Consider the following 23,333-nt stretch of genomic DNA (forward strand, 5'->3'; position numbering starts at 1 on the left):
TCGCTTTACGTCTCGGGTTGCGGTTCGATCGAGCCGTGATCGAGCAACTCGCTCACGGTGCTTTGCGGGACGGGTCGAGAATACAGGTATCCTTGGGCGATGCTGCGGGGATCCATCGCTTCGATGACCTGGGCGTGTTCTAGGGTTTCGATGCCTTCGACCACGATTTCCGTGCCGAGTCTCTCGGCGATGTCGATGATGCCTTCGAGGATCGTTTTGCTACGCGAGCCGTTGCTGGACGACGAGAGCAGGAAAGATTGATCGATCTTCAGGATGTCGACCGGCAGGTTCTGCAGGGCTCCGAGTGACGAGTATCCGCTTCCGAAATCGTCGATGGCAATGCGAAACCCGAGATCGCTCAGGCGCTGGCACATGGCTTCGGCTCTTGACAGGTCTTCCATGACGATGCTCTCGGTCAGTTCGAGTTCGAGCATGTCGACGGGCACCCGATGGGCGTCGACGATGGTCTTGAGCGTGTTTGGGAACCGATCGTCGAGCAGGTGGAGACGGGAGAAGTTGCAGGCGATGGGGACGATCGTGCGATTTTCGTCAATGCGTGCTCGGATGAAGGCGCAAGCCTGATCGAACATCTCGAAATCGATTTCGGTGATGAATCCGTTGCGTTCGAACAGGCTGACGAAATCTGCCGGACTGCGCATGCCCCGTTTGGGCGCGATCCATCGAACGAGCGCTTCAAGGCCGACGATCTCTCCTGTTTCTATGGCGACTTTCGGCTGGTAGTATGCGACAAACTCGCCGTTTGCGAGAGCTTCGACCGCCTCGATTTGCAAAGCTCTCTGCGCTATGTCGTTTTCCCTCATACTGTCCGTGTAGCAGGCTGTTATGCTGTGGGACGAATCCCCTATGCTTTCGCGCGCATAGCGGGCCTGGTCGATAAGGTCCGAAATGGAGTCGTCGGCACCTTTCGTTCCCGCTTCGAGCAGCGCGACGCCGCCGAACAAAAGCACGCGGTAACTCCTCTTTTTGAGGATGTCGAGATCGTTCAGGTTGTCGTCGAACTGGGAGAACCTTTGTTTGAAATCCTCCATTCCGTTCCACCGAAGGAGGGCGACGAACTGATCGGCGCTGATCCGGGCATGGCATTCTTTGTCGCGACAGAAAGAATCGAGCAGCTTGCTCAAGGCGAGCAGAAGGCGGTCTCCCTCAGCGTAGCCGAACGCCGCATTGAAGCTCTTGAAACGGCTGATGTCGAAGAACAGCATCGCGTGATCGCGCGTCGCATCCTCGTTGATGGCTTTGGCTGCTTCCACCTGGAAACGATTGAGGTTCCATCCTTCGGTGAGCGCGTCGGTGTAGACGAGGTGCGTGATGCGCGCGGCGTTGCGCACCTTGCTGCGGTAGATATAGGCGAAGACGGCGATAACGCAGAGCAGCAGGGCAATCAGTCCGCCGACGATCTGCAAGGGGTATTGGCGCAGAATATCGGTGACCGTGGCGGGGTGCGAGGCGAGCGCCGTTTCGGTGATCCACCGAGTTATCGTCGAATCGGAGGTGAACTGCACGCACCGATCGAGGATGCTTGCGAGGAGGGGGTCGGCGGACGAGGACACGCCGATCGCCATGTTGTTGGTGTAGTCGGTCAGGGCGAGCAGGCTGAGGGATTCGTACTGCGGTTCGGAAAGGAGGTAGTCGGCCACATGGATGTCGGCATAGGCGATATCGGCCTTTCCGTCGAGTATCGCATCGAAGCAATCCTTTGGCGTGTCGTAATACGCCACCTCGTTGCCTTTGGCGTCTTCCGCCATGACCGCTGCAAGCGAGAACCCTTCGGGCAGGGCGACGCGGGAGCCGGTGGGGTTGCTGCCGACCACCTGTGCCATGGGGTCTCTCAGATACGATCCCGTTGCCCGAATCAAGCCGTCGGGCGAAAGCTCGATCGAATGGTCGACGGCGTACACGATGTCCGCTTCGCCCGCTTCGACCATGGAGATCCCGCCTGCATGATCGTCCGTTGGGATGAACTCGAACTGCAACCCTGTGATGCGGGTGATGTCTTCGAACAGCAGCGCAGCAACGCCGGCGAACTCGCCCGTTGCCGGATCGGTGTAGGAAAGCGGGGTTCTGAACGAGTCGTATACGACGCGAAGGGTCGGCGCGCTTTCCATGTAATCGTATTCCTCGCGCGTGAAGACGGGGTCTTGGTTCGTGTTGATGCTGAAATACGTTTTGTAGAGATCGGTGAAGAAGTCGGGGTTGCGAATGGACAGGCTGTCGATGGCGTCGTCGATGTCTTCCTTGAGCTCGGGTTTGTTTTTCGCGACGGTGATGTAGAGGGGCTCGGGGGAGAATTGGGCTACGGTTTTGAACTCCGTGTTGCCTCCCAGGTAGGTTATCGCTATGGCGTCGAGGGTTCCGTTTCGCAGGTCGTCGATCAGGTTGGTGGTTTCTCCGTATGGTATCGTTTCGACGGCGAGACCGTGCTTTTCGCAATACGCAGCGAACGCTTCGGCATCGAGGCCTCCCTCGATAACGCCGGCTTTCATCCCCTGGAACGCATCGAAATCGTCGTAGGCGAAGCGCGAATCGTCGGTTCGGGTGCTGATGGTTGTGTAGATGCTGCAAACCGATGCCTTCGAGAACAGGAAATCTCGCTCGCGTTCTTCGGAATGGTAGACCGACGGAAGGATGTCGACTTCGCCTGAGGCTACGGCGGCGTACGCCTCTTCCCATGTTGCATATTCGACGAACCTGTACGCCCAATCCGTGTACGCGGTGATCTGATCGAGGTAGTCGACGTTGAATCCCGAGTACGTTCCGTTTGCATCGCGCTTCATGTAGTCGCCGTCTTCGTAGTAGGCGACGGTGACGGTTCTTTCGGCTTGCGAGCCGGCGGCGTTCTGCTCTTCGGCCAAGGCCGGGGTGGCGCACGCTCCCAGCATGATGCAGGCGGCAAAAACGATGGCCTCGAGGAGGCGTCGGGCGGACCGTGCGATAGGTGCCGTTGTCTGGATGATGGTGATCTCGCTTTGTTCTCGCTCTAACGCGTGTCGCTTTTTGCCACGTGTGCAGCAAAAGGCTGCGCCGTCTATAATAATATAAGTAGATTGATCATACTACGGCGTTTGCGGATTTCGATGGGCATCTGCCGAGACGAAGCGGTTTGGGGGCGAGTACCGTATGGGCGGCTCACGCGTTGATGCAACGGGAAGACTCGATGAATTTCCCGTTGCGCTGTCCGTTGCGCCGTATTGCGCGGCAGCGGGCGGCGCAATACGGCGCAGTGTCGGGGGTTTAGGCGGACTGTGTTCTGGACCTCTTTACCAAATCGGCTTGTCGGGGTCGGACAGCTCCATGCCTTCGGGCAACGATTGGAAGCTCACCTCCGATAATCCGTAGGCGTTCGAAACGTAATCAACGGCATTCAATGCGGCCATGCGGCCTCCCGTCTGATTCCATCCGGCGGCGATCGCGGGGAAGACGGTATAGTTTTGATTCGGGTTGAGCAGATTGCCGAGCGAGTCGCACCCGAATGCGTAAAGACCGTTTATGGGAGTCTTGTCGTCGGTTTTGCATACTCTGATTTCGGAGTCGACGGTGAGGCCTCCGCAGGTTGCGAAAATGACGTTATTCAGCTTGATCGCATAAAAGGGGCCTTCGACGAGAGGGTCGAGCAGTTCGGCCTCTTTGCCGTACTCTTCATCGGATCCGTCATTGCAGAAGCCGTTGTATGCATCGACGGTGCTTCGTACCGTGCTTGGATCGAGGCCGATTTGCGAGGCCAGGTCTTCGATTGTATCGGACTTCCAGGCCATGCCTTCGTCGATGCACGCGTCGAGGCATTCGAATATCTCGGGAACGGGCATCTCTCGGGGAACGCCGCCCTGACATTGGTACACCTCCCATCGCGATACTTTGTTCAGCCCCTGCTCCGCCACTTCGTCGAGCATTTTCTTCGACCAGATCGAATAGAAGTAGTGGCCGCATTTGAATGAGGGCCATGAGGATACGTGAACACCCGTGGAGAAAAGCTGCATGAGGGTGTTCTCGTTGGCGAAGCGCTTGCCGTCTGGCCCGATGGCAAGCTGGTTGCCGCTAAGGCCCAATCCGAGGGGAGCGTCGTTGATGGTCCACGTCTCGTATCGTCCGGTGAAATTGTTCAGCGCTTCCTTGTTGACGTTGATCGGGTATTTCGTGAGGAAATGGGGAAGGCCGATATGCATGACGATGGGGGACATGCCGATGTTGCGGGTTCCGGCGCCGATGTCGATGGCCGCTTGCACCATGAGCCCCGTGTCGGTTCCCACTCCGAGGAACGGGTAGGGTCCATTGTAGGGTTCGCTGAGCAGGTTCGTGAGCATTTCGCCGTTGGCCCCAAAGCCGCCTGTTCCCATGACTACGGCACCGGCGTTGATGACGTATTGTTTTCCCGTTGCGGTGTTCCGCGCTTTGACGCCCTTGACGGTGCTTGTCGCCTCATCGTAAATGAACTCGTACCCTTCCGTTTCGAGCTCAACTCGGGCTCCTTGGGCGACCGCACCTGCAACGAAGCTCTTGAGGTAGCCGTCGACGATGACGCGGCGATCTTCGAATGTGCCGGGATCATGCATGGGGGCGGGGTTGGTATGAAAGGAGACCGGTCCATCTTGGCATCCTTCGGGGTCGGCGCTGCTTATACGCCACCCGTTTCCTATTTGCCAGTCGAGGGTGTCTCCCGAATTGTCGATGAACATGCGGATGACTTCCGGATCGGCAAGGGGGGTGCCGTCCTCTCCCGTAATCCATTCCATCCAAAGGTTGTAGTAGTCGTCAGGATCAATGAATCGCTCGCCATTGTTCAGATGGTCTACGGGCCATTGGGGATTGACGGATTGGACCATGTGCGTCAGGCACGAGCGGCCTCCGATTTTGCCGGCGCGATCGATTGCCATCAGGCTTACCCGCTTGTTGCCATTCAGCTCCTGCATTTTTTCCGTTGCCGCCTTGAGCGCGAAGCAGCCGCCGATGCTTAAACCGACAATCAGCACATCGACATCGACTTCCTCGGTGGTGCCCTCTTCTGGTTTGTCAACCGATTTATGAAATGCGGAAACGTCTTTTTCGTCCGATCCCCCCGCAACGAGCGCCTGTTTCAAGGCATCTTCGACGGCGTTTTTTACCGTCATGCTTGAGCTGGTCGCCCCGGTGATGGAGTCGACGTCAAGAGATTGGCTGGCTAGTATTCGGGGAATCATGTTATCGCGCACGCTGTGAAGGATGGGCGTTGTTTCTCCGTGTTCGAACCGGTTTTCGGGAATTTCGATATCGAGGATGGCGTTTTCGCTTACCGTTACGGTGACGGGAAGCTCGAAAAGCCCTTTATGTCCAAGGGCCTTCCCGACGTAAGCCCCCGGCGCCATAGTTATCTCTGAGTTCGAAGAGGCGTCCGCTTGGTCTTTTGCCGCACAGCCGCCGAGCGCTGCGGCGCCCACTGCGCCCAGCGCGGTGACCGCCCCCAGCTTAAGGGCGTCGCGCCGATTGATAACTCCCTTGGGTTTGTTGTCCATGACAATCCTTTCGATTCGTTGAACTCCGAGTGGTGATCCGCCATCTCTTCGATGATTTCGATGGCATGAACCGAGCATGGCCGAAGCGCCTGTTTTTCTCTTCGGCAAAAAGATGCGAATGGCAGATGGCGTATCGGCAGAAAGGTGTGGTTTTTCGAATCGGACAGATTTCGTCTGTGTTTGAGGGGACCTTGTAGTAGCATGTGCCCAAGGGATGGGTTTTCAATGTGGGGGCGGTAGTGGATTTCCTTGGAAAGCAGATGAGCAAGCCCTGGCGGCTTCTGGGCTTCGGATACTTTCAAACATGGGTTTATCTGATTGCCTTGAGTCCTGCGCTGATGGTTCCCGAGGGCATGTACGAGGCGGATCCCTCCGTGGTCGGCATGATGCTTTCGGGCTTTCTGTTTGCCAGTGCGCTGGCTGTCGTGGTTGCGAACGCGTTGAGGAGCTTGCTGGAAAACAGCTTCGTGCTTATCGGAGCGTGTCTTGTGGGGGGAGCCGGAACGCTCTTGATGATCTGGGCGCCCGGCGGTGATGCGGCGCGTGTTCTCGGCATAGTTCTAGCCGACGCGGGATCGGTGGTCTTGAGCCTTTGGTGGGGAAAGTTTTGGTCGGTCGCAGATACCGAACGGATGAGCTGGCACCTTGTCGTTTCGAGCTTGTTCTCCTGCGTCCTGTACCTCCTGCTCGTATCGCTGCCTCCCTTTGTCTTGGCATTTATCGTGCCGGTCCTTCCGTTGTTTTCAGCCGGGGTGCTTCTGCTCAGCAAAGACGAACCGCGCAGAATCGTTGTTCCATCCGACATCACGATTCTCCCATCGCGATGGAAGCTTGTAGCCGCCTTTCTCGTGATTCCCATTGCATATAGCTTGATCAGGGCGTTTTTTGCCCAGGGAAACCTTGCGGTTTTCGGTGCCTCCCATAGCATGGTTATGGTGTCGTTCGCGGTTTTCGCTCTCATCATGGCCGCTATCGTTGCTGCGAGTGGCAAGCGCCGAGCCATCGCCCGGCTCTACCGTACGGTCATGACGCTCATGCTGCTCGGATTCATATCCCTTATGGTTCTGCCGCTTGATCTGAGATGGGTGGCGCTTGGTGCGGTTATGCTGTGCTACCCTATTTTCGAAGAGCTGATTTGGCTCATGAACCCCAATGTTAGGGTATCGGTAGGGGATCGCGTTCTCGATATCTTCGGGTGGGGGAAGATCGTTTTTCGTGCAGCCGCCTTTTTCGGCGTGTTGCTCGGTAGCTGGCTTCTCCACCAGACGTGGATCCCGGGGGAGGCGACAACGGTTGCGTGCATGCTTATGACCGGCCTCGTTGTAATACTGTCTGCCAATGTGCTGACCGAAAAGGACTTTACGCTGTTCCTCGATCCCATCAAAGTCGAGAATACCGAGAGGAGATCCCTTCTATCGGAGAGGTCTGTCGAGCAGAGCTGTCTTATCTTAGCCGATGAGTACGGGCTCTCGAAACGCGAGTCGGAAGTGTTTCAATTGCTGGCTCGCGGAAGATCGCTTTCGTTTATAGAGGGGCAATTGTTCATATCCAATTCCACGGCTCGAACCCACACGAGAAGCATTTACCGCAAGCTCGATGTTCACACCAAGCAAGCTCTTATCGACCTCGTTGAGGAAAAGTGCCGTGAAATAGAAGCTTCCGCATAATCGAGCGAAATCGCTATCGGGTGCGTTGAAGGCCAGTCGGATGCGAGTGCTTCCGCGCGATTTGTGAAATACCGCATCGGAGGAGCGAATCTGAGCATCGGGCGAAAACCCCTGTGCTATACTAATTCAGCTTATATCGAAGAGCGGTGTAAGCGTGAAAACTGTAGGCCCCCGAGACATGTTTGTAGCACGGTGATAAGCCAGGCTTCATTGCATAAGCGAACATGGTGAATGTAGCAAGCAATCATGACGAAGGGTCCCCGATTTTTGTTTTGAAAGGGGTCCGTTTTGACCGAAATCAAGAACACGTCCGTTATCGAGTTCGATGACATCTCCGATGAGCAGATGAACCAGATGATCGACGGAACTCTGACCGAGTTCGACGAGGGCGATCTGGTCGGTGGCACGGTCGTTAAGATCGAGCATGACGAAGTGCTCGTGGACATCGGCTTCAAGAGCGAGGGCGTCATTCCCTCTCGCGAGCTGTCCATCCGCAAGGATGCCGATCCTGCCGATATCGTTAACTTGGGCGATGAGATCGAAGCTCTTGTTCTCCAGAAGGAAGACAAGGACGGCCGTCTCATCCTCTCGAAGAAGCGTGCCGAGTACGAGCGTGCTTGGATTCAGGTCGAAGATAAGTTCAAGGCTGGCGAAGTTGTTACCGGCGAGGTTATCGAAGTCGTCAAGGGCGGCCTCATCCTCGATATCGGCCTGCGTGGCTTCCTGCCTGCGTCTTTGGTCGACCTTCGCCGTGTGAAGGATCTCGACATGTACCTCGGCACCGAAATCGAAGCTCGCGTCATCGAGATGGACCGCAACCGCAACAACGTTGTTCTGTCTCGCCGCGTGCTCCTCGAAGAGGGCCGCAAGAACGAGCGCGCCGAGATTCTCGAGAAGCTCAGCAAGGGCATGCGCCTCAAGGGTACCGTTTCCTCGATCGTCGACTTCGGCGCATTCGTCGATCTTGGCGGCATCGACGGCCTGGTTCACATCTCCGAGCTCTCTTGGAACCATGTCAACCATCCTTCCGAAGTCGTCAAGGTTGGCGATGAGGTGGAGGTTGAGGTTCTCGATGTCGATCTGCAGCGCGAGCGCATCTCGCTCGGCCTCAAGCAGACCACCGAGGATCCGTGGATCAAACTCGTCGAGGCTTATCCGCTGGGCACCATCGTCGATGGCAAGGTTACCAAGATCGTTCCGTTCGGCGCATTCGTCGAGCTGGGTGAAAACGTCGAGGGTCTCGTGCACATTTCCGAGATGTCGCTGAAGCACATCGACTCGCCGGCTCAGGTCGTGCATGCCGGTGACGAAGTGAAGGTCAAGGTCATGGAGATCAACCCCGAGCGTCGCCGCATCTCCCTGTCCATGAAGGCCGCCGCCGAAGAGCTCGGTTTCGAGATCGAGGTCGACGAAAGCGTTGTCGTCGAGGAGAAGCCTGCCAAGAAGAAGGCCGAGAAGACCGAAGAGGCTCCGAAGGCCGACGCCGAGGCCGAGGCTCCCGCAGCCGAATAGCGTGCGATAGCATAAACGCAGCAAGGGACGTCCGAGAGGGCGTCCCTTTTTCATATGAGCAGGACATTGTCGAGAGGCATAATCGGGCCTGGCTCCGCGAACACGAGGCTAGGCTTCTCTATCTCAACCCTCCTGCGACGGCCTCAGCGTGTCTTTCCGACGTTGTTCGAAAGGCACGTTTCATCGTGGTGCATTTCATGGGTTGGCGCGCTGTGACGTTTGACGGCGTTGCGGTGTTGCGGTGTTGCGCGGCAACGCTGGGTGTTTCGGGGGCGCCCTCTGTCGGGCGGAATCAAAAATGGGAACATAGCACCATGCACACTTTTTCTCGATGTGTTGCGTTCGCCCGCTTTTTTCTGGCCTTGAACGGCCACTTTGTGCTCCAACACCTGGGGAAATGCTTGTGATTTGCGCGAGTCGATCCTTTTGACGGTGGATTAGGATGCGAAAACGCAACACTTCGTGGAAAAACGTGCGTTTTGGCTCGGGTTATCGCTGGAATTGGATGGGGAACTCCGAACGAGCAACGTCGAGCAGCTCTTGTTGCGAGTGGATATCGAGCTTCGCAAACGCATTCTTGATGTGGGTGTTCACCGTGTTGAGGGAGATGAACAGCGCATCGCGAATGTAGGGACGGTTCCTTCCCGCAAGAAGGTAGGCGATGATCTCTTCTTCGCGAGGCGACAGCTTGTAGACTTCCGCTATGCGACGAGCCTGGTCTTTTAGCGCTGTATCGAGCATATCTTCAGGGGTGCCGCTCTCTGTGCTGTCGGCGATGGGGGTTGCTGCTTTGTCGTCGGAGCCGAAGCGTCGCGCTCTGCCTTCGAGCGCCATGGTCGCCGCTACCAGAGCACAGCCGACAAAGGGAAGTGCTTGCCATGCGCTTTCAGGGCTGAGCGCCGACAGCATTCCGAGCCCGACGGAGACGCCGATTGCCATGCCGAGGCATAGGCCCACCAGGTAGCATGAGAAGAAGAACGTACCGCTCCCCGGTCTTTTATGCGCCGCTTTGGCGAGAATGATCCAGAAGAAGGCTTGCAGGATCATCGAGGCAATGGAGTTCGCTGCGCGCGCGTACTGGTGTCCGACTTCGCCGTCGACGGGAAGGAGGGCGAGCGCTAAGAGGAGGATCGGAAGCATCCACCTCGTCACAAGTGAGGTTGTAAGCGAGCGAGCCGCCGTGAGTGCAAGAACGACGAATATGCCGAATACGGCGATCGGCAGGACGAATACGGAAAGGAAGTACCAGATACCCTCAGAGCTCGATCCCGCCTCGATTGCGCGAATGATCCCGTAGCCTATGCGGAAGACGAGCAGAACCATTGTCGCGGCGACAACGCCTTTGATGCGGATGAGAGGCGTTGCTGCGAGGGGGCTGTTCGTTTCTGGTTCGCGCAGGGGATCTTGGGCGTTGCCCGAGCGAGCCGCGGCGAAGAGCTTCGTGCCGCCTCCGAGAAACAGGATCGATACGAGAGGGAGAAGTGCCACGAGCGCAAAGGAGATCGAGGGATCGGTTAGCCCGATGAGAGCGAACACGATGCGCGCGATGATGAACGACATGGGAACCGAGAACTCGATCATGGCGTCGTTGCATTCGGATATGCGGTTGCCCCAGGCAAGCGTGAGCGCCGAGAACCCGACCGCCGCGAAGGCGGCGCCGACTGCTACGAGGATGGGCGAGGGGTTGTCGGCACGCGAGCAGCTTGCTACCGCGATGGTGCCGATGGCGCACGCTACGGCGGCGCCGGCGAAAGCCCACGGGCGAGTTCGTATGGGCTGCGGTGCCTTCAAGCCGAGGGCGAGGCACCCTGCAATGCCGATCAAACCCGATGTCGCCATCGAGATGATCCAGGGGTATTCGCTCGCAATCCCCTGGGATTCACCTACCCATATTAGCGTCGAATAGAACGTCGCGTAGATCCACGCCATGAAAAACGAAAGTCCGAAAGGCCCTTCGAAGTATTCCCGCACAAGGGACACTATGCTGTCGGATTCAAGCTTAGTCACGTACAGTCCTAATCGTTATCCCAGTTCAATTCATGGTGTCACCAGGTTGTGGTGAGGGTTTCCTTCTGCGATTGCCCCCGATTTCACCGCATCGCAGCGATGGGCTGAACCGTCTTGCCCGATTATAACAGACTCGCAATCGATGCTGATCCAGTCGCATCTACCGAGAATCGAGGTGGGCTTGCGGTTGCTGGAATGCGGATGTTCGCCGAACCGTCGAACGGGGAGGTGCACGGATGCGGCATCGGCTTTTCGAACAAGATTCAAGGAGGCAACACATGGTTGGAAGAGAAAAAGAAGCGGCGATCGTGTCTCGCCGTAGCTTCTTGGCTGGAGCGGCGGCGCTGGGAGCGGTTTCCGCTTTGGGGTTCGCAGGATGCGCACCCGCATCCGAGAAGGGCTCGGATGCGGGTGCAAGCGTCGAGGGCGACGCGGTCGTGGCGACCGGGTCGGGTGCGGGACGCATGGGCGACATCATGGTGAAGATGAGCCTTGTGGGAAGCACTATCACCGGCATCGAAGTGATCAAGCAGCATGAGACTCCGATGATCGCGAACTCCGCTCTGTCGAGGATTCCCGAGCTCGTCATCAGGAACCAATCGCTTGACGTCGATGCCGTAGCGGGTGCCACGATAACGAGCTTCGGGCTCAAGGCGGCGATCGAGGATGCTTTGGCGAACGCGGGGCTCAGCAAATCCGACCTTGCGAAGACCGGCTCCGACAGCGGCATCCTGGTCGAAGAGCCCATCGAGGCGGATATCGCCGTCGTCGGCGGCGGCCTGACGGGGCTGGTTGCAACCGCGCGTGCGTTGCAGAACGGCAAGAAGGTCGTCTTGTTCGAGGAGACGGCGCACCTCGGGGGATCGTCGTGCGTTTCGGACGGTTGGATAACGGGAGCCGACACCATCATGGAGCGGGCCGAGGGTGTCGAGGACTCGGCGGAGCAGTTCTACGCGTTTTTGACCCAGGGAAGCGATGATCCCGCGATCGTGCCCTATCCCGAGAACACGCGCAAGTACGCCGAAATGGCTGGCCCCGTGCTCGATTGGCTCGACACGTACGCGAACGTCGACTTCGGCGACCGAGCTGGCGGCTACGGATTGTACACGCCGCCGGATCAGCCGCGAATCTACGGCGTGAACAACGGCGGCGGGGCGCTCGATATGGCTCTGATTCAGCTTATCCAAGACGGGATAAGAGACGGGAACGCCTCGGTCGTCCTCGAGGCGCGGGCGACGAGCATCCTGAAAGACGAGTCGGGCGCGGTGTCCGGCCTGGAGATCACCTATGCGGACTCGACGGTGAGGGAGTACGCCTTCAAGGCGGTCGTTCTCGCTACGGGCGGCTATAGCCACAACGAGGAAATGATGCCGTACGAGAACTGCGGCACGTGCTCGCCCTCGACGGCTTCCGGCCACGGATTCGAGCTCGCTGAAGCCGCTGGGGCGAACATGCTGCCTCCGGAGATCTACGCTCCCTATGCGGGCGGCATTCCCAACGCGGGTTTCGAGATGCGGTACCAGGCGAACCTCAAGCTGCCGGGCGAGATCTGGGTCAACCAGGAAGGTGCGCGCATGGCGAACGAGGACTACCCGCTTCTGGCGAAAGCCGCATGGGGGAAGGCATCAGGCAACATCGGCTTCGTGGTGTTTTCGGAGGCTCAGCTTGTCGAAGGCCTTCGCCCCATCGTGATGACCAGCTACCTCGAGGGCGAGCTCACCCCGTGGCAGAGCCGCGATCTCCTCGACGAGCTGGTTGCCGAAGGAGACGTCGCGTGGAAGGCCGACTCGGCTTCGGAGCTTGCGAAAGCCGCGGGCATCGACGGCGCGCTCGCCGAAACCCTCGAGGCGTATGCCGGCTATTGCGATGCGGGCGAGGACCCCGACTTCGGACGCACCAAGATGCAGAAGTTCGAAGGCGCGCTGTACGCCATCAAAACCATCCCGTACCAACTGCAATGCACGGGTGGCGCGCGCGTCGATCCGAGCGCGGCGGTGCTTGACGAGAAGGACGAGCCGATTGCCGGCTTGTTCGCCGGTGGCGAGGCTATCGGCATGCGCCAAAGCTCCGCCGGGGGACAGGGCGGCTGCGGCTTGGGCAACGCTGCTACATGGGGCTACATCGCAGCCGATTCCGCAAGCGAGTACGTTTCCTGAGGCTTGCGGCGCCGATAGGGACGCCGAGAAGGAAGGAGTCCGGACGAATCGCCGTCCGGGCTCCTTGTTCGCTTCAGGCCTGTCTCAGTAGCCGAGAACTTCTTTGATCATGTCGACGTAGACCTGCGCGGCTTCTTCGGTAAGATGGGTGCCGTCCCCATCGAAATACTGCTCCTGTCCCGCGCTTATCGCCGCCCAATCGATGATGCTCACGTTTTCATAGCGACTCGAAGCCGACCAGAGGGCGGTGTTGGTGGCATCGATCCACGACTCGGGGGCGCGGGCGGTGATGAAGTAGATCTGCCGCTCGCTTCCGACTGCGGCTACAAGATCATCGATCTGATCATCGGTTGCCACGCCGTTGGTTCCGAGTGCGAATATGACGGTCTTTCCGACGACGCCGAGCTCCTCGTAGTAGGAAAACACGTCGATTCCCGTATAGAACTGACGGCTGACCTGGGCATCGATGAGGCCGTCGGGAAACGCTTCCTCGAAGTAGGGGATGATGCGAACCGAGACGGAATCGCCTATCATCACCGGGTTGTATTTTTTGACCACGGGATCGGGCTTCGGCAGCTCGATCACATCGCCCACATGGCGGCTTCCGATAAGGGGCATGAGGGAGACGTCGAGCCCGTTTTGCTTCTGTATCAGGGAGGCGCGGCTCTGCACGGGTTCCTTCATCTCGTCGATGCCCCCCACTGCCGAGGTGGGCGGAACGATTGCGATTCCCCCGATTGCGACAACGGCGACGATGCCGCATCCGGCGATGGGCACAACGTACTTCTGGGCGAAGGCATGTATGTTGATTTCGCCCGACATGACGCCTTTGACGAACTTCCCGATGGCTCCTTTTCGAATGGGGTCCTCGATGAACTTGTACGAAAACGCCGATACGGCGAAGATGGCAACGAGTTGCAGGAGGCAGGAAAGCAGATCGATCTCCCCGGTGGCGTTGCGAGGGTTCATGAGGAGCAGGATGGGATAGTGCCAAAGGTACATGCCGTACGAGCGCTTGCCGATCCAGACGAGCGGCCGCGCCGAGGCGAGCAATCCGAACCTGCTGCGCGGATTCGCTATGACGGCAATGACTGCTGCGGTGAGAACCGACGCGATAACGAGGCCACCCCAGTACAAAAACGGGGAGAACCCGTCGGTGAACGCAACCATGAGCACGAGTCCGACGAATGCGGCTATGCCGATGCCATCCATGGCCATGCGTCCCTGTTTGGTAAGGCGAACGCCTACTTTTCCCATTCGGCTTGCAGGCATTTTGAACGCGAGCCAGGCACCTATGAGCAGAGAAAACGCGCGCGTATCCGTACCGTAGTAGACACGGCTCGGATCGTCGATCGGGTTGTAGAGCAGCGCCATGGCGAGTGCGGAAGCGGCTGCGAGCACGATGGCGATGCGGCGCAGGAGCGGGCGTTTGGCACCGAGCTTGAACGCGATGAGCAGCGCGATCGGCCAGACGAGGTAGAACTGCTCTTCTATGGCCAGCGACCAAAAATGGTTGAGAGGCGAGGGCGCGCCGAGCGCCTCGAAGTAGGAAAGGTCGTGGAATATGTACCACCAGTTGCTGAAAAACAGCAGGGCGGGGGGAATGTCGGGACGCATTTTGGTGAGAAGCTCGTGGTTGAAGATCGTGCAGAGCGCAGCGACCGCAACGATCACGAATACGATGGCGGGCACGAGCCTGCGAATGCGGCGGAGCCAGAAGTTCTTCAGATCGATCGTTTTCGTTTGAGCCCATTCGGTTACCAGCAATCCGGTGATCAGGTAACCGGACAGAACGAAGAAAACCGTGACGCCCAAAAGGCCGCCTTTTGCCCAAGAGAAATTCATGTGATAGGCGATGACGGCGAGTACGGCGAATGCGCGCAGGCCGTCCAAGGCGGGAATGTATCGCGATTTGGAGCCTGCCATGCCTCGGTTCTTCCTTGCTTCGGGGTTTGCTTGCTTCCCGTAAAAACGGGAGCCGATGCATTATATCACCAGAGCGCAAAGGCGATGGGCATCCGAGCCGTTTTCCCCTACGGGAGATCATGCCGAGACGGCAGGCGCATTGCCCTCTGGACGGGCTTGTCGACTGCCGAGCACGGGTTCGGCAATTCTCAACTGATTCGATGCCGTTTTTCCATCGAAGGCGGGCGGCGTCCGCGAAATCGCGCATGTGACGAGCCCTCTCTTGCACGAAAATCGCCGGAGTACTACATGTGGAAAGCCCGAAGGCGCTTTCGCCGCCCGCCTTTGCATGCGAGGTGCAGCATATGCCCAGCTCGCTGAAACCAGATGTCGATACGGTGGCGTGTGCGGGGCCAGGGGAGGCTCGAGCTTGTAATAATCTGACGAAAACCGTGCAGAATAAGGGCTTGGAGCTTCTCGGGCGTCCGTGCGCACAGATATCTTCCCCAACCCCCTTGACAGTTCGCTCTCTGTCCTTATACTTATGAACAGTTGTTCATATGTTTGAAAGGTGGAGCCGTGGAACAGGAGACCGATCGCATGCCTGCGTCCGAAGATGCGCCCGCGTGCGGCTGCGGTGCCGCGCGCACAGAGGAAGCGCCCGAATGCATGCCCGATGAGGAGCTGCTGTACGATTTGGCGGACCTCTTCAAGGTGTTTGGCGATACGACGCGGATCAAGATTTTGTATGCCCTGATGGGCAATGAGCTGTGCGTGGCCGACATTGCGGAAACGATCGGGGCGACGCAGAGCGCCGTATCCCATCAGCTGCGCACGCTCAAGCAATCGCGGCTCGTGCGGGCCAAGCGCGACGGGAAGAACGTCATCTACTCGCTTTCGGACGATCATGTATACACGATGCTCGCTCAGGGCATGACGCATATTTGCGAATAAAGGGAACAATCGGGTGGGCCTGCACGCGTGGGTGCGAGGCGAAGCCCGGATCTGCATACCGTTTCAACGAAGGGATTTCACATGCGTAAGACATTCAAGCTTCAAGACCTCGATTGCGCGAACTGCGCGGCGAAGATGGAGAACGGCATTAAGAAGATCGACGGCGTAAACGATGCCGCGATGAACTTCATGACGCAGAAACTCATGCTCGATGCCGACGATTCCCGCTTCAGCGAGATTCTCGACGAGGTTGTAAGCGTGTGCAAGAAGGTAGAACCTGACATGGTGATCCTTCGCTAGCGAGTAAACCGCATTGCCGCAGGGATTGAAAGACGGGCCTGCGGCTCATCGATTAAGACGCTTTCGCCGAGAGCGAGGTTTGCTCGCGCACCCGAATCTCTTGGCGAACGGAGGAGAGAATCCATGAACAAGAAACAGAAACGAACGCTTGCGCGCATAGTCGTTGCGCTCGTGCTGTTCGCTATCATCTATCCATTGCCGCTTGAAGACTGGTTCGGAAGCCCGATGGGGCTCTACGTCGAGTTCGCGCTGTTCCTGGTGCCGTATCTCATTGCCGGCTACGATGTGCTGCTCAAGGCCGCCCGCAACATAGGGCATGGCCAGATATTCGACGAGAACTTTCTGATGAGCGTGGCGACGATCGGCGCATTTGCGCTCGTGTTGTTTCCCGATTCTGACCCGCATATGGCCGAAGGTGCCGCGGTTATGCTGTTTTACCAGGTAGGAGAGTTGTTCCAGAGCTATGCGGTCGGTAAGTCGCGCAAGTCGATCGCCGATATGATGGATATCGCGCCCGATTACGCCAACGTCATGCGCGAAGGCGAGCTTGTGCAGGTTGATCCGTACGAGGTTGCCGTTGGCGACGAGATAGTCGTGAAGCCTGGCGAGCGCGTTCCACTCGATGGCGTGGTGCTCGACGGCACGTCGCAGCTTGACACCGCTGCGCTTACCGGCGAATCGGTGCCGCGCCATGTGGAGGCGGGAGCCGAGGTTATCTCGGGGTGCGTTAACATGACGGGTGTTTTGACCGTGCGCGTGAGCAAGCCCTTCGGCGAGTCGACCGTTTCCCGCATCCTCGAGCTTGTGGAAAACGCAAGCGAGAAGAAGGCCCGCACTGAAAATTTCATCACCCGCTTCGCGCGCTATTACACGCCTGCGGTCGTGATCATCGCCGTGCTTTTGGCGATTGTGCCGCCGCTCTTCTTCGGTCAAAGCTGGTCTGATTGGGTGCAGCGCGGGCTTATCTTCCTGGTGGTCTCGTGCCCGTGCGCACTTGTCATCTCCGTGCCCCTCTCGTTCTTCGGCGGCATCGGCGGCGCGTCAAGGCTCGGCATTCTGGTGAAGGGGAGCAACTACCTCGAAGCGCTCGGCGATACCGAAACGGTGGTGTTCGACAAGACCGGCACGCTCACCGACGGCACGTTCAGCGTGGTGGCGGTTCATCCCGAGGCCGATGTCGATCCCGATCTCATTCTCTCGATCGCCGCGCATGCCGAAGCGTACTCCGATCATCCGATCGCTCTGTCGGTCAAGGAGGCCTACTCGGGGCAGATCGATCGCGCGCGCATCGCGGATGTGGAAGAGAAGGGCGGTCACGGCGTGCGGGCTACGATCGACGAACGCGTTGTGCTCGTAGGCAACGACAAGCTGATGGCCGAAGGCGGCGTGGATTATCACGATTGCAGCCTGACTGGCACGATTCTCCATGTATCGCTTGGCGGTGAATACATCGGGCACATCGTGATCGCGGATGTCGTGAAGGAAGATGCGGCTCAGGCCATCGCTGATTTGCACGCGGCTGGCGTCAAGCGTACCGTCATGCTGACGGGCGACCGCAAAGAGGTGGCTGCAGCCGTAGCCGAGCAGCTGGGAATAGACGAGTACCGAGCGCAGCTGCTGCCGCAGGACAAGGTGTCGGAGGTCGAGAAGCTGTTGGCCGAGGCAACCGGCAAGGGCAAGCTCGCCTTCGTGGGCGACGGCATCAACGACGCGCCGGTGCTCACCCGTGCCGACATCGGCATCGCGATGGGAGCCATGGGGTCGGATGCGGCGATCGAGGCGGCCGACATCGTGCTGATGGACGACCGGCCGACCAACATTGCGAAGGCCATCCATGTTGCCCGCAAGACCATGCGCATCGTGCGCCAGAACATCGTGTTCGCGCTTGCCGTGAAGTTCCTTGTGCTGATTCTGGCGGCTGTGGGCGTAGCCAACATGTGGCTTGCGGTGTTTGCCGACGTGGGCGTGGCTGTGCTTGCGATCTTGAATGCCATGCGCGCCATGAACGTGAAAAAGGATTAGCTTGCGGGCGCTTGTACCGTAGGCTCTGGTTTTACAGGTGTTCGAAGCGCGGCCGGGCGGAAAACGCTGCTTGGCCGCAGGAGGCCGGCGAGATCCGTGCGATCGTCGGGATCGGCGTTGCCTGCATCGCCTTCGCCCGCATCGCTGCTGCCGTTGCCCGGGCCGCTTCCGGCTAGACTGCCGCGATGCCGCGATCGAACGCGAGGAGCTGCCGATAGCGGGAGCTTTTCTCTTCGAGTTCGGCGGGAGATCCCGAAAGGGCGAGCTTCCCGTCCTCTACGAACACGACGCGGTCCATCATGGCGACGCCCTGAAGGTGATGGGTGACCATGATGAGCGTCTTGTCCCTCGTTGTTTCGAAGAACGTTTCGAGCAGCGCTTTCTCGGTTGCGGGATCGAGGCCGACCGTCGGCTCGTCGAGCATGATGATGGGAACGTTTTGCAGCAGCACGCGAGCGAGTGCGATCCGGTGCCTCTCTCCGCCTGAGAAGCGCATGCCCGCTTCATCGACGAGCGTGTCGAGCCCTTCGGGCAGCCGCTCGACCATGGGTTTGAGTCCCACTTTGTCGAGAACGTCCCATATCTCGGCATCCGAGGCATCGCCTCTGCCGATCTGCAGGTTTTCGCGCAGGGTTCTGTTGAACAGGTATGTTTGCTGTTGGATGACGCCGATGTAGCGCGCCATGGCATCGCCGAGCAGATGGGCGGGCACGCCGCCGAGGGCGACGCTGCCGCTCGATGGCACGAGATCCCCTCTGATAAGCGAGGTGAGAGTGCTTTTTCCCGATCCGCTTTTCCCAAGGATCGCAAGGCGTTCGCCATGCTTTACGGAAAGGGTTACGCTGTCGAGCACGTCTTTTTCGGTACCTGGGTAGCGAAACGCGAGATTCTCGATTACGATGTCCAGGCTTTCGGCCGGCTCGGGCGCGGCGGCGCCGGTTTGCTTTTCAACGGGAAGCGCGTTGAGCCGGACAACCGAGTCGCGATATGCGCTCGCCTCGGTGGCGGCGGCCGGAAGGGGAGCGAAGGCGTCGATAAGCGGGAAGAAGCCGAGCACGAACGCCGCGATCCAGTTTGCGGCACCTCCGTGGGCGCCGCCGAACAGGCTTCCGGCCCAAACGAGCAGCATGACGGCGACCGTTGCGTACAGCACGCTTGCGACGAGATCGCGCCTGCGGGCGAACCGCTCCATCGATTCGTCAAGCGCGCGCATGGCCTGCTCTGTGGCCTTGTAGCGCTTGAGGTACTCGTCGCCGCGATGCGAGAAGATCCAATCCGATACGCCGAGCACGTTGTCGGTCAACTCGCTGTAAAGCTCGTTCTTCATGGCTTTGCGCCTCATCAGACGCGCCCCGTTGGCGAGTGCCGAGACGAGGGGAACCAGGAACACGATCACGCCCAGCACGAGCAGTACGGCAAGGGCGAACCACAGCGAGAAGAAGCCGAGTCCGATGACTATGACGATGTAGAGCAGATAGGCGACGATCGTCGGGAACACCGTGCGAAGATACAGGTTTTGGATATGTCCGATATCCTCGGCCAAAAGCCCGAGCACATCGCCGGTGCGGCGCGAGCGCTTGAAGAACACCGCATCGCCTTCGAGGGAGGCGTACAGCTTGAGCCTGAGGCTCGAGGTCATGCGCAACACCCAGTCGTGGCTTGTGAGCCGCTCGAAATACTGGAAGATCGGCTTGCCGATGCCGAACACGCGCACGAAGATGACGGGCAGATGGATCATCAGAATGTTGCCTGGCATTTCGGCTGCGCGGCTGATGAGGTAGCCGGAGGTGAACATGAGAGCGCCGGCGAACACGAAGGTGGCAAGCCCCAGCACCAGCGCCAGCACCAGCGCACGCCGATACTGCTTGAAGAACGGTTTGATCCACCGGTCCGTTTTGAGGGTCGTTGTCCAGCTGCCGCTCATCGCTTGTCCGTCCATTCGGATAGGGCGGCAAGCGCCGCGAAGCTTTCGTTGTTCGAGCGCAGGTCTTCAAGCGTTCCCGTGCCAGCGATGCGGCCGTGGTCCACGACGAGGACCTGGTCCATGTTGTGCATCCAGTGCAACCGATGCGTCGCGAAGAAGACGAGGCGGCCTTCCATAAGGGGAAGCATGCGCTCTTTCAGATCCATTTCCGTTTCTATATCGAGATGGGCGGTGGGCTCGTCGAACAGCAGGATCTTCCGCGAGTCGTCGAGAAACGCCCGCGCGAGCGCGATGCGCTGCGCCTGTCCGCCCGAAAGCGGGCGGGCTCCTTCGCCGACCACGGTATCGAGGCCTTGGTCCAGCTCTTTGACGAGATCGTCCAGGCCGACGATCTTGACGGCTCGGGCGATGTCTTCTGCCGAGGCGTCCGGGTGGTAGAACGCGATGTTGTCGCGCAGGGTGGCGTGAAATATGTAGGGGTCTTGGGGAATGTAGATGACCTGCTTCTGCCAATCGGACTGTCGTAGATCGGAGACCGCCTTCCCGTCGATGTCGATGCTGCCCGTATCGGGAGTGCAGAAGCCGCCGAGCACGTTGACGAGCGTGCTCTTGCCGGCGCCGCTCGCGCCGACGATGCCGTACTTCTTGAAGCCGCATGCCTGCAGCGAGATGTTGTCGAGCGTGGGGTGTTCGGCGTAGGCAAAGCCGATGTTGCGCAACGAAAGCTTCGAGGTCTCCGACCAAGGCGCAAGGGGTGTTTCGGCTGGAGCATCGTCGGACTTGCCGACGAGGTTGAGGATGGAGGAAAGCGCGTTCTTTCCGTCGAGCGATGCGTGGTAATCGGAAGCGAAGTTCCTGATGGGGCGGAAGTACTCCGGTGCAAGAACGAGTATGGCCAGTGCCGGGAACAGCACGAGCGTTCCATCGAGCAGCCTCATGCCCAGCATGAAGGCGACAGCTGCGATCGACAGGGTCGAAAAGAGGTCGAGCACGAAGCTCGAGAGGGTGGCTACGCCGAGGGTTTTCATGGTGGCAATACGGAACCGCTCGCTTACTTCGAAAATCGTTTTGCCGTAGCCTTGGCTCGCGCCGAACAGCTTGAGCGTATCGATGCCGCGCAGCGTATCGATGAAGTGGTTCGACATGAGCTGGAAGGTGCGGTGCTGCTTCGAGGCCTTTTCCTTGGCGGTGCGTCCGAGAATGGCCATGTAGAGGATGATGAACGGGAAGGCGACGAGCATGATGACGCCCGATACCCAGTCGAGCGGAAACGCCACGATAAGCAACATGACGGGGATGACGACGAGCGCGCACATCTTGGGCAGAATGAGGCGGAAGTACGTTTCAACCTGGTCGATGCCTTCGAGCACCGCCGCCGTTACGCTTCCCGTGCCGTTTTCCTGCACGAGCTTGGCCTTCGAGGTGAATATCTTGCGCAAAAGCTTGGAGCGCAGCGCATCGGCCTGTTCGTAGGCGTAGCGGTCCATGAAGCCGTCCTGCGCATACGTCAGAGCCTGCTTGCCGACGAAGCAAGCGAAGAACAGTGCGATCCAGAGCGCTTGGTCGGGCAGGGCGCCTCCGTACCAGAGGTTCGTGATCGCGCTTGAGAGCGACCATGCTTCGCCGATAACGCAGAGCGCTTGGCCTGCGGAAAGAGCCGACAAGACGCTGAAGACGCGCTTGATGCCCGGCAGCTCGAAAACCGCTTTGTCGATCATCCCCGCCATGCCAGTTCGTACGACCCCCGGTTGCTCGCGTTTTTCCGAAATCAAAGTGTAGCACGGTATATGCCGCCGCGCCCCGATGATGCTTTGCTGAAACCATTAATGATATTTATATAGTAGCATTTAGAGGGGGAGGGCGCTACCGATTTGTCGGGCTTCATTCGGTTTCGCTGTCGAAGCACGCGGTTCCAAGCTTTTTTTGCTCGGCATACCATAAGCTTGGGGCGACGGCCCAAGCGCGCTCAGTACCCCATAAGCTTGGGAACAACAACGACGCAGAACAAATACACGCAGAGGATAACCAGAAGCACGATGGTAGCCCTGCGGTCGAGTCTGACGTTTTCGCTTTGCGAAGGATCCTTTGCCATGAGTTCGTTTTCGGCGTTGCGGCGCTCCCTGCTCATCGCGACGAACATCAAGACGATGTACGCGATGAGGGCAACCGTGCTCGCTCCGCACAAGGTCGCCCCAAGGGTGTAGAGCGTTTCGTTGCCGAGAAAACCGCCGAAGCCGATCATCGGGATGGTCGCCGACATTGCGCAGGCGATGATCATGGCAACCGAAACCTGCCGTCCGAGCTTCCGCTGCTCGGGGCTTGCGTATTCCTCTTCGGGGACGAAGTTGTTGCCTGCGATGGATCGAAGCCACTGCCCGTGCCAGTATTTCCACGCCAAGACTGCGAAGAGGGCTGCAAGCGCAACGGAGATAACGAGTCCGATCGCGAGTGCGCCGACGTCTCCTTCGTTTTTCATGATGCTCCTTCTGGACGCGCGACTGACCCATGGCGGTGGTCTGGGATTACGCAGTTCGCCTGGTTTGCAGTATAGCAAAGGGGCAGAGGTTTTTCGGGCGCGGTTCCGCTCTCGCCGCTGGGGGTTTCTCATGGTTGGCGTTGCCGGGTTTCTGGGAAGGGCATCCCTGTTGAAAAAGGGCCCGAAAATGGCGGTCAAGGCAAGCTTCTGTCGCTATTATGGGCGGCTGATGGACGTTTCGGGCGTCTTTTAAGCGAGGGCGCAAGCGTTTCCCCAGATCACAGATTGGAAACAGGTTACTAATCTGGTTCGAAATTGACGGAAGCGTCCCTTGACCGCCATTTTGCCAGAGCTGTGCGCGATTGCGATGCCGCGCTAACCGGCGGCGATCCGTAATTTAGCTGCCGAAGTTGGGAAGCGGTTGCCGAATTGACACTTGACTATACCTGTAGGGGGTATATAGTATCAAAAGGAATTATACCCCCTGGGGGCATATGAAGCGAAGCGGCAAAGGATGCGACATGAGCGAACGCGAAACGATCGATATCACAGCCGATGCACGGCGAGACTCGCGCGCGGCGGAAGGCTGCTGCCACCATAAAGAAACGCCGCGCAGCACCGAATTTCAAGCCGATCTGCAAAAGCGGCTCAACCGGGCTATCGGGCAGCTCAACGGTGTGAAGGGCATGCTCGACGACAATCGCTATTGCGGCGATGTCCTCGTGCAGCTTGCAGCGGTCGAAAGCGCCATCCGCAGCATATCGGCCATGTTGCTGCAAGACCACCTCGAAACCTGCGTGGTCGAACAGGTTAGACAGGGAAACGACGAGGTGATTGACGAAGTAATGCAGCTGATGAAGCGGTTTTCTCGTCTCTAGCGCGGGTTGGAAACCGAGAAGGACCCTT

At 58.8% G+C, this 23,333-nt stretch carries 14 protein-coding genes; 7 read left to right on the plus strand and 7 right to left on the minus strand.

The window, feature by feature from the left end; translation table 11 throughout:
• Positions 1–5 precede the first annotated feature (5 nt).
• The gene (locus C1719_RS03175) at positions 6–2,900 is read right to left on the minus strand and encodes an EAL domain-containing protein (RefSeq protein WP_102373761.1); all 2,895 of its coding nucleotides are present in this window, start codon (positions 2,898–2,900) and stop codon (positions 6–8) included.
• A gap of 378 nt (positions 2,901–3,278) precedes the next feature.
• A complete protein-coding gene (locus C1719_RS03180; RefSeq protein ID WP_180963439.1) occupies positions 3,279–5,504 on the minus strand; it encodes an FAD-binding protein in 2,226 nt (741 codons plus the stop codon).
• A gap of 239 nt (positions 5,505–5,743) precedes the next feature.
• Here C1719_RS03180 and C1719_RS03185 point away from each other — a divergent pair, with 239 nt between their 5' ends.
• Together C1719_RS03185 and rpsA are read left to right on the plus strand one after the other, a co-directional pair.
• Positions 5,744–7,171 (plus strand): response regulator transcription factor, encoded by a 1,428-nt coding sequence (locus C1719_RS03185; protein WP_146007832.1) that lies wholly within the window; start codon positions 5,744–5,746, stop codon positions 7,169–7,171.
• A 288-nt stretch (positions 7,172–7,459) separates the two neighbouring features.
• Positions 7,460–8,683: a 30S ribosomal protein S1 gene (rpsA, locus tag C1719_RS03190; protein ID WP_102373764.1), complete on the plus strand. Its 1,224-nt coding sequence runs from the start codon at positions 7,460–7,462 to the stop codon at positions 8,681–8,683.
• Positions 8,684–9,172: 489 nt separating this feature from the next.
• Here the strand turns inward: rpsA and C1719_RS03195 are convergent, their stop codons facing one another.
• Complete coding sequence (locus C1719_RS03195; protein WP_146007833.1) at positions 9,173–10,690, minus strand: helix-turn-helix transcriptional regulator; 1,518 nt, start codon at positions 10,688–10,690, stop codon at positions 9,173–9,175.
• Positions 10,691–10,968: 278 nt separating this feature from the next.
• Between C1719_RS03195 and C1719_RS03200 the strand changes: the two genes are divergently transcribed.
• Positions 10,969–12,846, plus strand: a complete 1,878-nt coding sequence (locus C1719_RS03200) for an FAD-dependent oxidoreductase (RefSeq protein WP_180963441.1) — start codon at positions 10,969–10,971, stop codon at positions 12,844–12,846.
• A gap of 84 nt (positions 12,847–12,930) precedes the next feature.
• Here C1719_RS03200 and C1719_RS03205 read toward each other — a convergent pair whose 3' ends face one another.
• Entirely contained in the window at positions 12,931–14,772 is a 1,842-nt protein-coding gene (locus C1719_RS03205) for an acyltransferase family protein (RefSeq protein WP_102373767.1), read from the minus strand.
• 579 nt (positions 14,773–15,351) lie between these two features.
• Here C1719_RS03205 and C1719_RS03210 point away from each other — a divergent pair.
• From C1719_RS03210 to C1719_RS03220, 3 genes are all read left to right on the plus strand, one after another.
• Positions 15,352–15,705 carry an ArsR/SmtB family transcription factor gene (locus C1719_RS03210; RefSeq protein ID WP_102373990.1) on the plus strand — a complete coding sequence of 118 codons (354 nt, stop codon included), beginning with the start codon at positions 15,352–15,354 and terminating at the stop codon, positions 15,703–15,705.
• A gap of 81 nt (positions 15,706–15,786) precedes the next feature.
• Positions 15,787–16,005, plus strand: coding sequence for a cation transporter (locus C1719_RS03215; protein ID WP_102373768.1), 219 nt, complete (start codon positions 15,787–15,789; stop codon positions 16,003–16,005).
• Between the two features lie 123 nt (positions 16,006–16,128).
• Positions 16,129–18,027 (plus strand): heavy metal translocating P-type ATPase, encoded by a 1,899-nt coding sequence (locus C1719_RS03220; RefSeq protein ID WP_102373769.1) that lies wholly within the window; start codon positions 16,129–16,131, stop codon positions 18,025–18,027.
• 172 nt (positions 18,028–18,199) lie between these two features.
• On the opposite strand, the gene cydC is transcribed toward C1719_RS03220, so the two are convergent.
• From cydC to C1719_RS03235, 3 genes are all read right to left on the minus strand, one after another.
• A complete protein-coding gene (cydC, locus tag C1719_RS03225; RefSeq protein ID WP_102373991.1) occupies positions 18,200–19,951 on the minus strand; it encodes a thiol reductant ABC exporter subunit CydC in 1,752 nt (583 codons plus the stop codon).
• Positions 19,948–21,678 carry a thiol reductant ABC exporter subunit CydD gene (gene cydD, locus C1719_RS03230; protein WP_245874304.1) on the minus strand — a complete coding sequence of 577 codons (1,731 nt, stop codon included), beginning with the start codon at positions 21,676–21,678 and terminating at the stop codon, positions 19,948–19,950. The genes cydC and cydD overlap by 4 nt, the downstream gene beginning before the upstream one ends.
• A gap of 239 nt (positions 21,679–21,917) precedes the next feature.
• Positions 21,918–22,427 (minus strand): DUF3784 domain-containing protein, encoded by a 510-nt coding sequence (locus tag C1719_RS03235; protein ID WP_180963442.1) that lies wholly within the window; start codon positions 22,425–22,427, stop codon positions 21,918–21,920.
• Positions 22,428–22,948: 521 nt separating this feature from the next.
• On the opposite strand from C1719_RS03235, the gene C1719_RS03240 reads away from it, so the two are divergent.
• Positions 22,949–23,305 carry a metal-sensing transcriptional repressor gene (locus C1719_RS03240; RefSeq protein WP_102373993.1) on the plus strand — a complete coding sequence of 119 codons (357 nt, stop codon included), beginning with the start codon at positions 22,949–22,951 and terminating at the stop codon, positions 23,303–23,305.
• Positions 23,306–23,333 lie beyond the last annotated feature (28 nt).

It is taken from the genome of Raoultibacter massiliensis, assembly GCF_900199545.1.
Taxonomy (GTDB): Bacteria; Actinomycetota; Coriobacteriia; order Coriobacteriales; family Eggerthellaceae; genus Raoultibacter; species Raoultibacter massiliensis.

Bases quoted from the DNA above. Each gene is read 5' to 3' on its own strand.
- C1719_RS03220 (WP_102373769.1), top strand. From the start codon at position 16,129: ATGAACAAGAAACAGAAACGAACGCTTGCGCGCATAGTCGTTGCGCTC.
- cydD (WP_245874304.1), bottom strand. From the start codon at position 21,678: ATGGCGGGGATGATCGACAAAGCGGTTTTCGAGCTGCCGGGCATCAAG.
- cydC (WP_102373991.1), bottom strand. From the start codon at position 19,951: ATGAGCGGCAGCTGGACAACGACCCTCAAAACGGACCGGTGGATCAAA.
- C1719_RS03180 (WP_180963439.1), bottom strand. From the start codon at position 5,504: ATGGACAACAAACCCAAGGGAGTTATCAATCGGCGCGACGCCCTTAAG.
- C1719_RS03235 (WP_180963442.1), bottom strand. From the start codon at position 22,427: ATGAAAAACGAAGGAGACGTCGGCGCACTCGCGATCGGACTCGTTATC.
- C1719_RS03240 (WP_102373993.1), top strand. From the start codon at position 22,949: ATGAGCGAACGCGAAACGATCGATATCACAGCCGATGCACGGCGAGAC.
- C1719_RS03215 (WP_102373768.1), top strand. From the start codon at position 15,787: ATGCGTAAGACATTCAAGCTTCAAGACCTCGATTGCGCGAACTGCGCG.
- C1719_RS03210 (WP_102373990.1), top strand. From the start codon at position 15,352: ATGCCTGCGTCCGAAGATGCGCCCGCGTGCGGCTGCGGTGCCGCGCGC.
- C1719_RS03205 (WP_102373767.1), bottom strand. From the start codon at position 14,772: ATGGCAGGCTCCAAATCGCGATACATTCCCGCCTTGGACGGCCTGCGC.
- C1719_RS03175 (WP_102373761.1), bottom strand. From the start codon at position 2,900: ATGCTGGGAGCGTGCGCCACCCCGGCCTTGGCCGAAGAGCAGAACGCC.
- C1719_RS03200 (WP_180963441.1), top strand. From the start codon at position 10,969: ATGGTTGGAAGAGAAAAAGAAGCGGCGATCGTGTCTCGCCGTAGCTTC.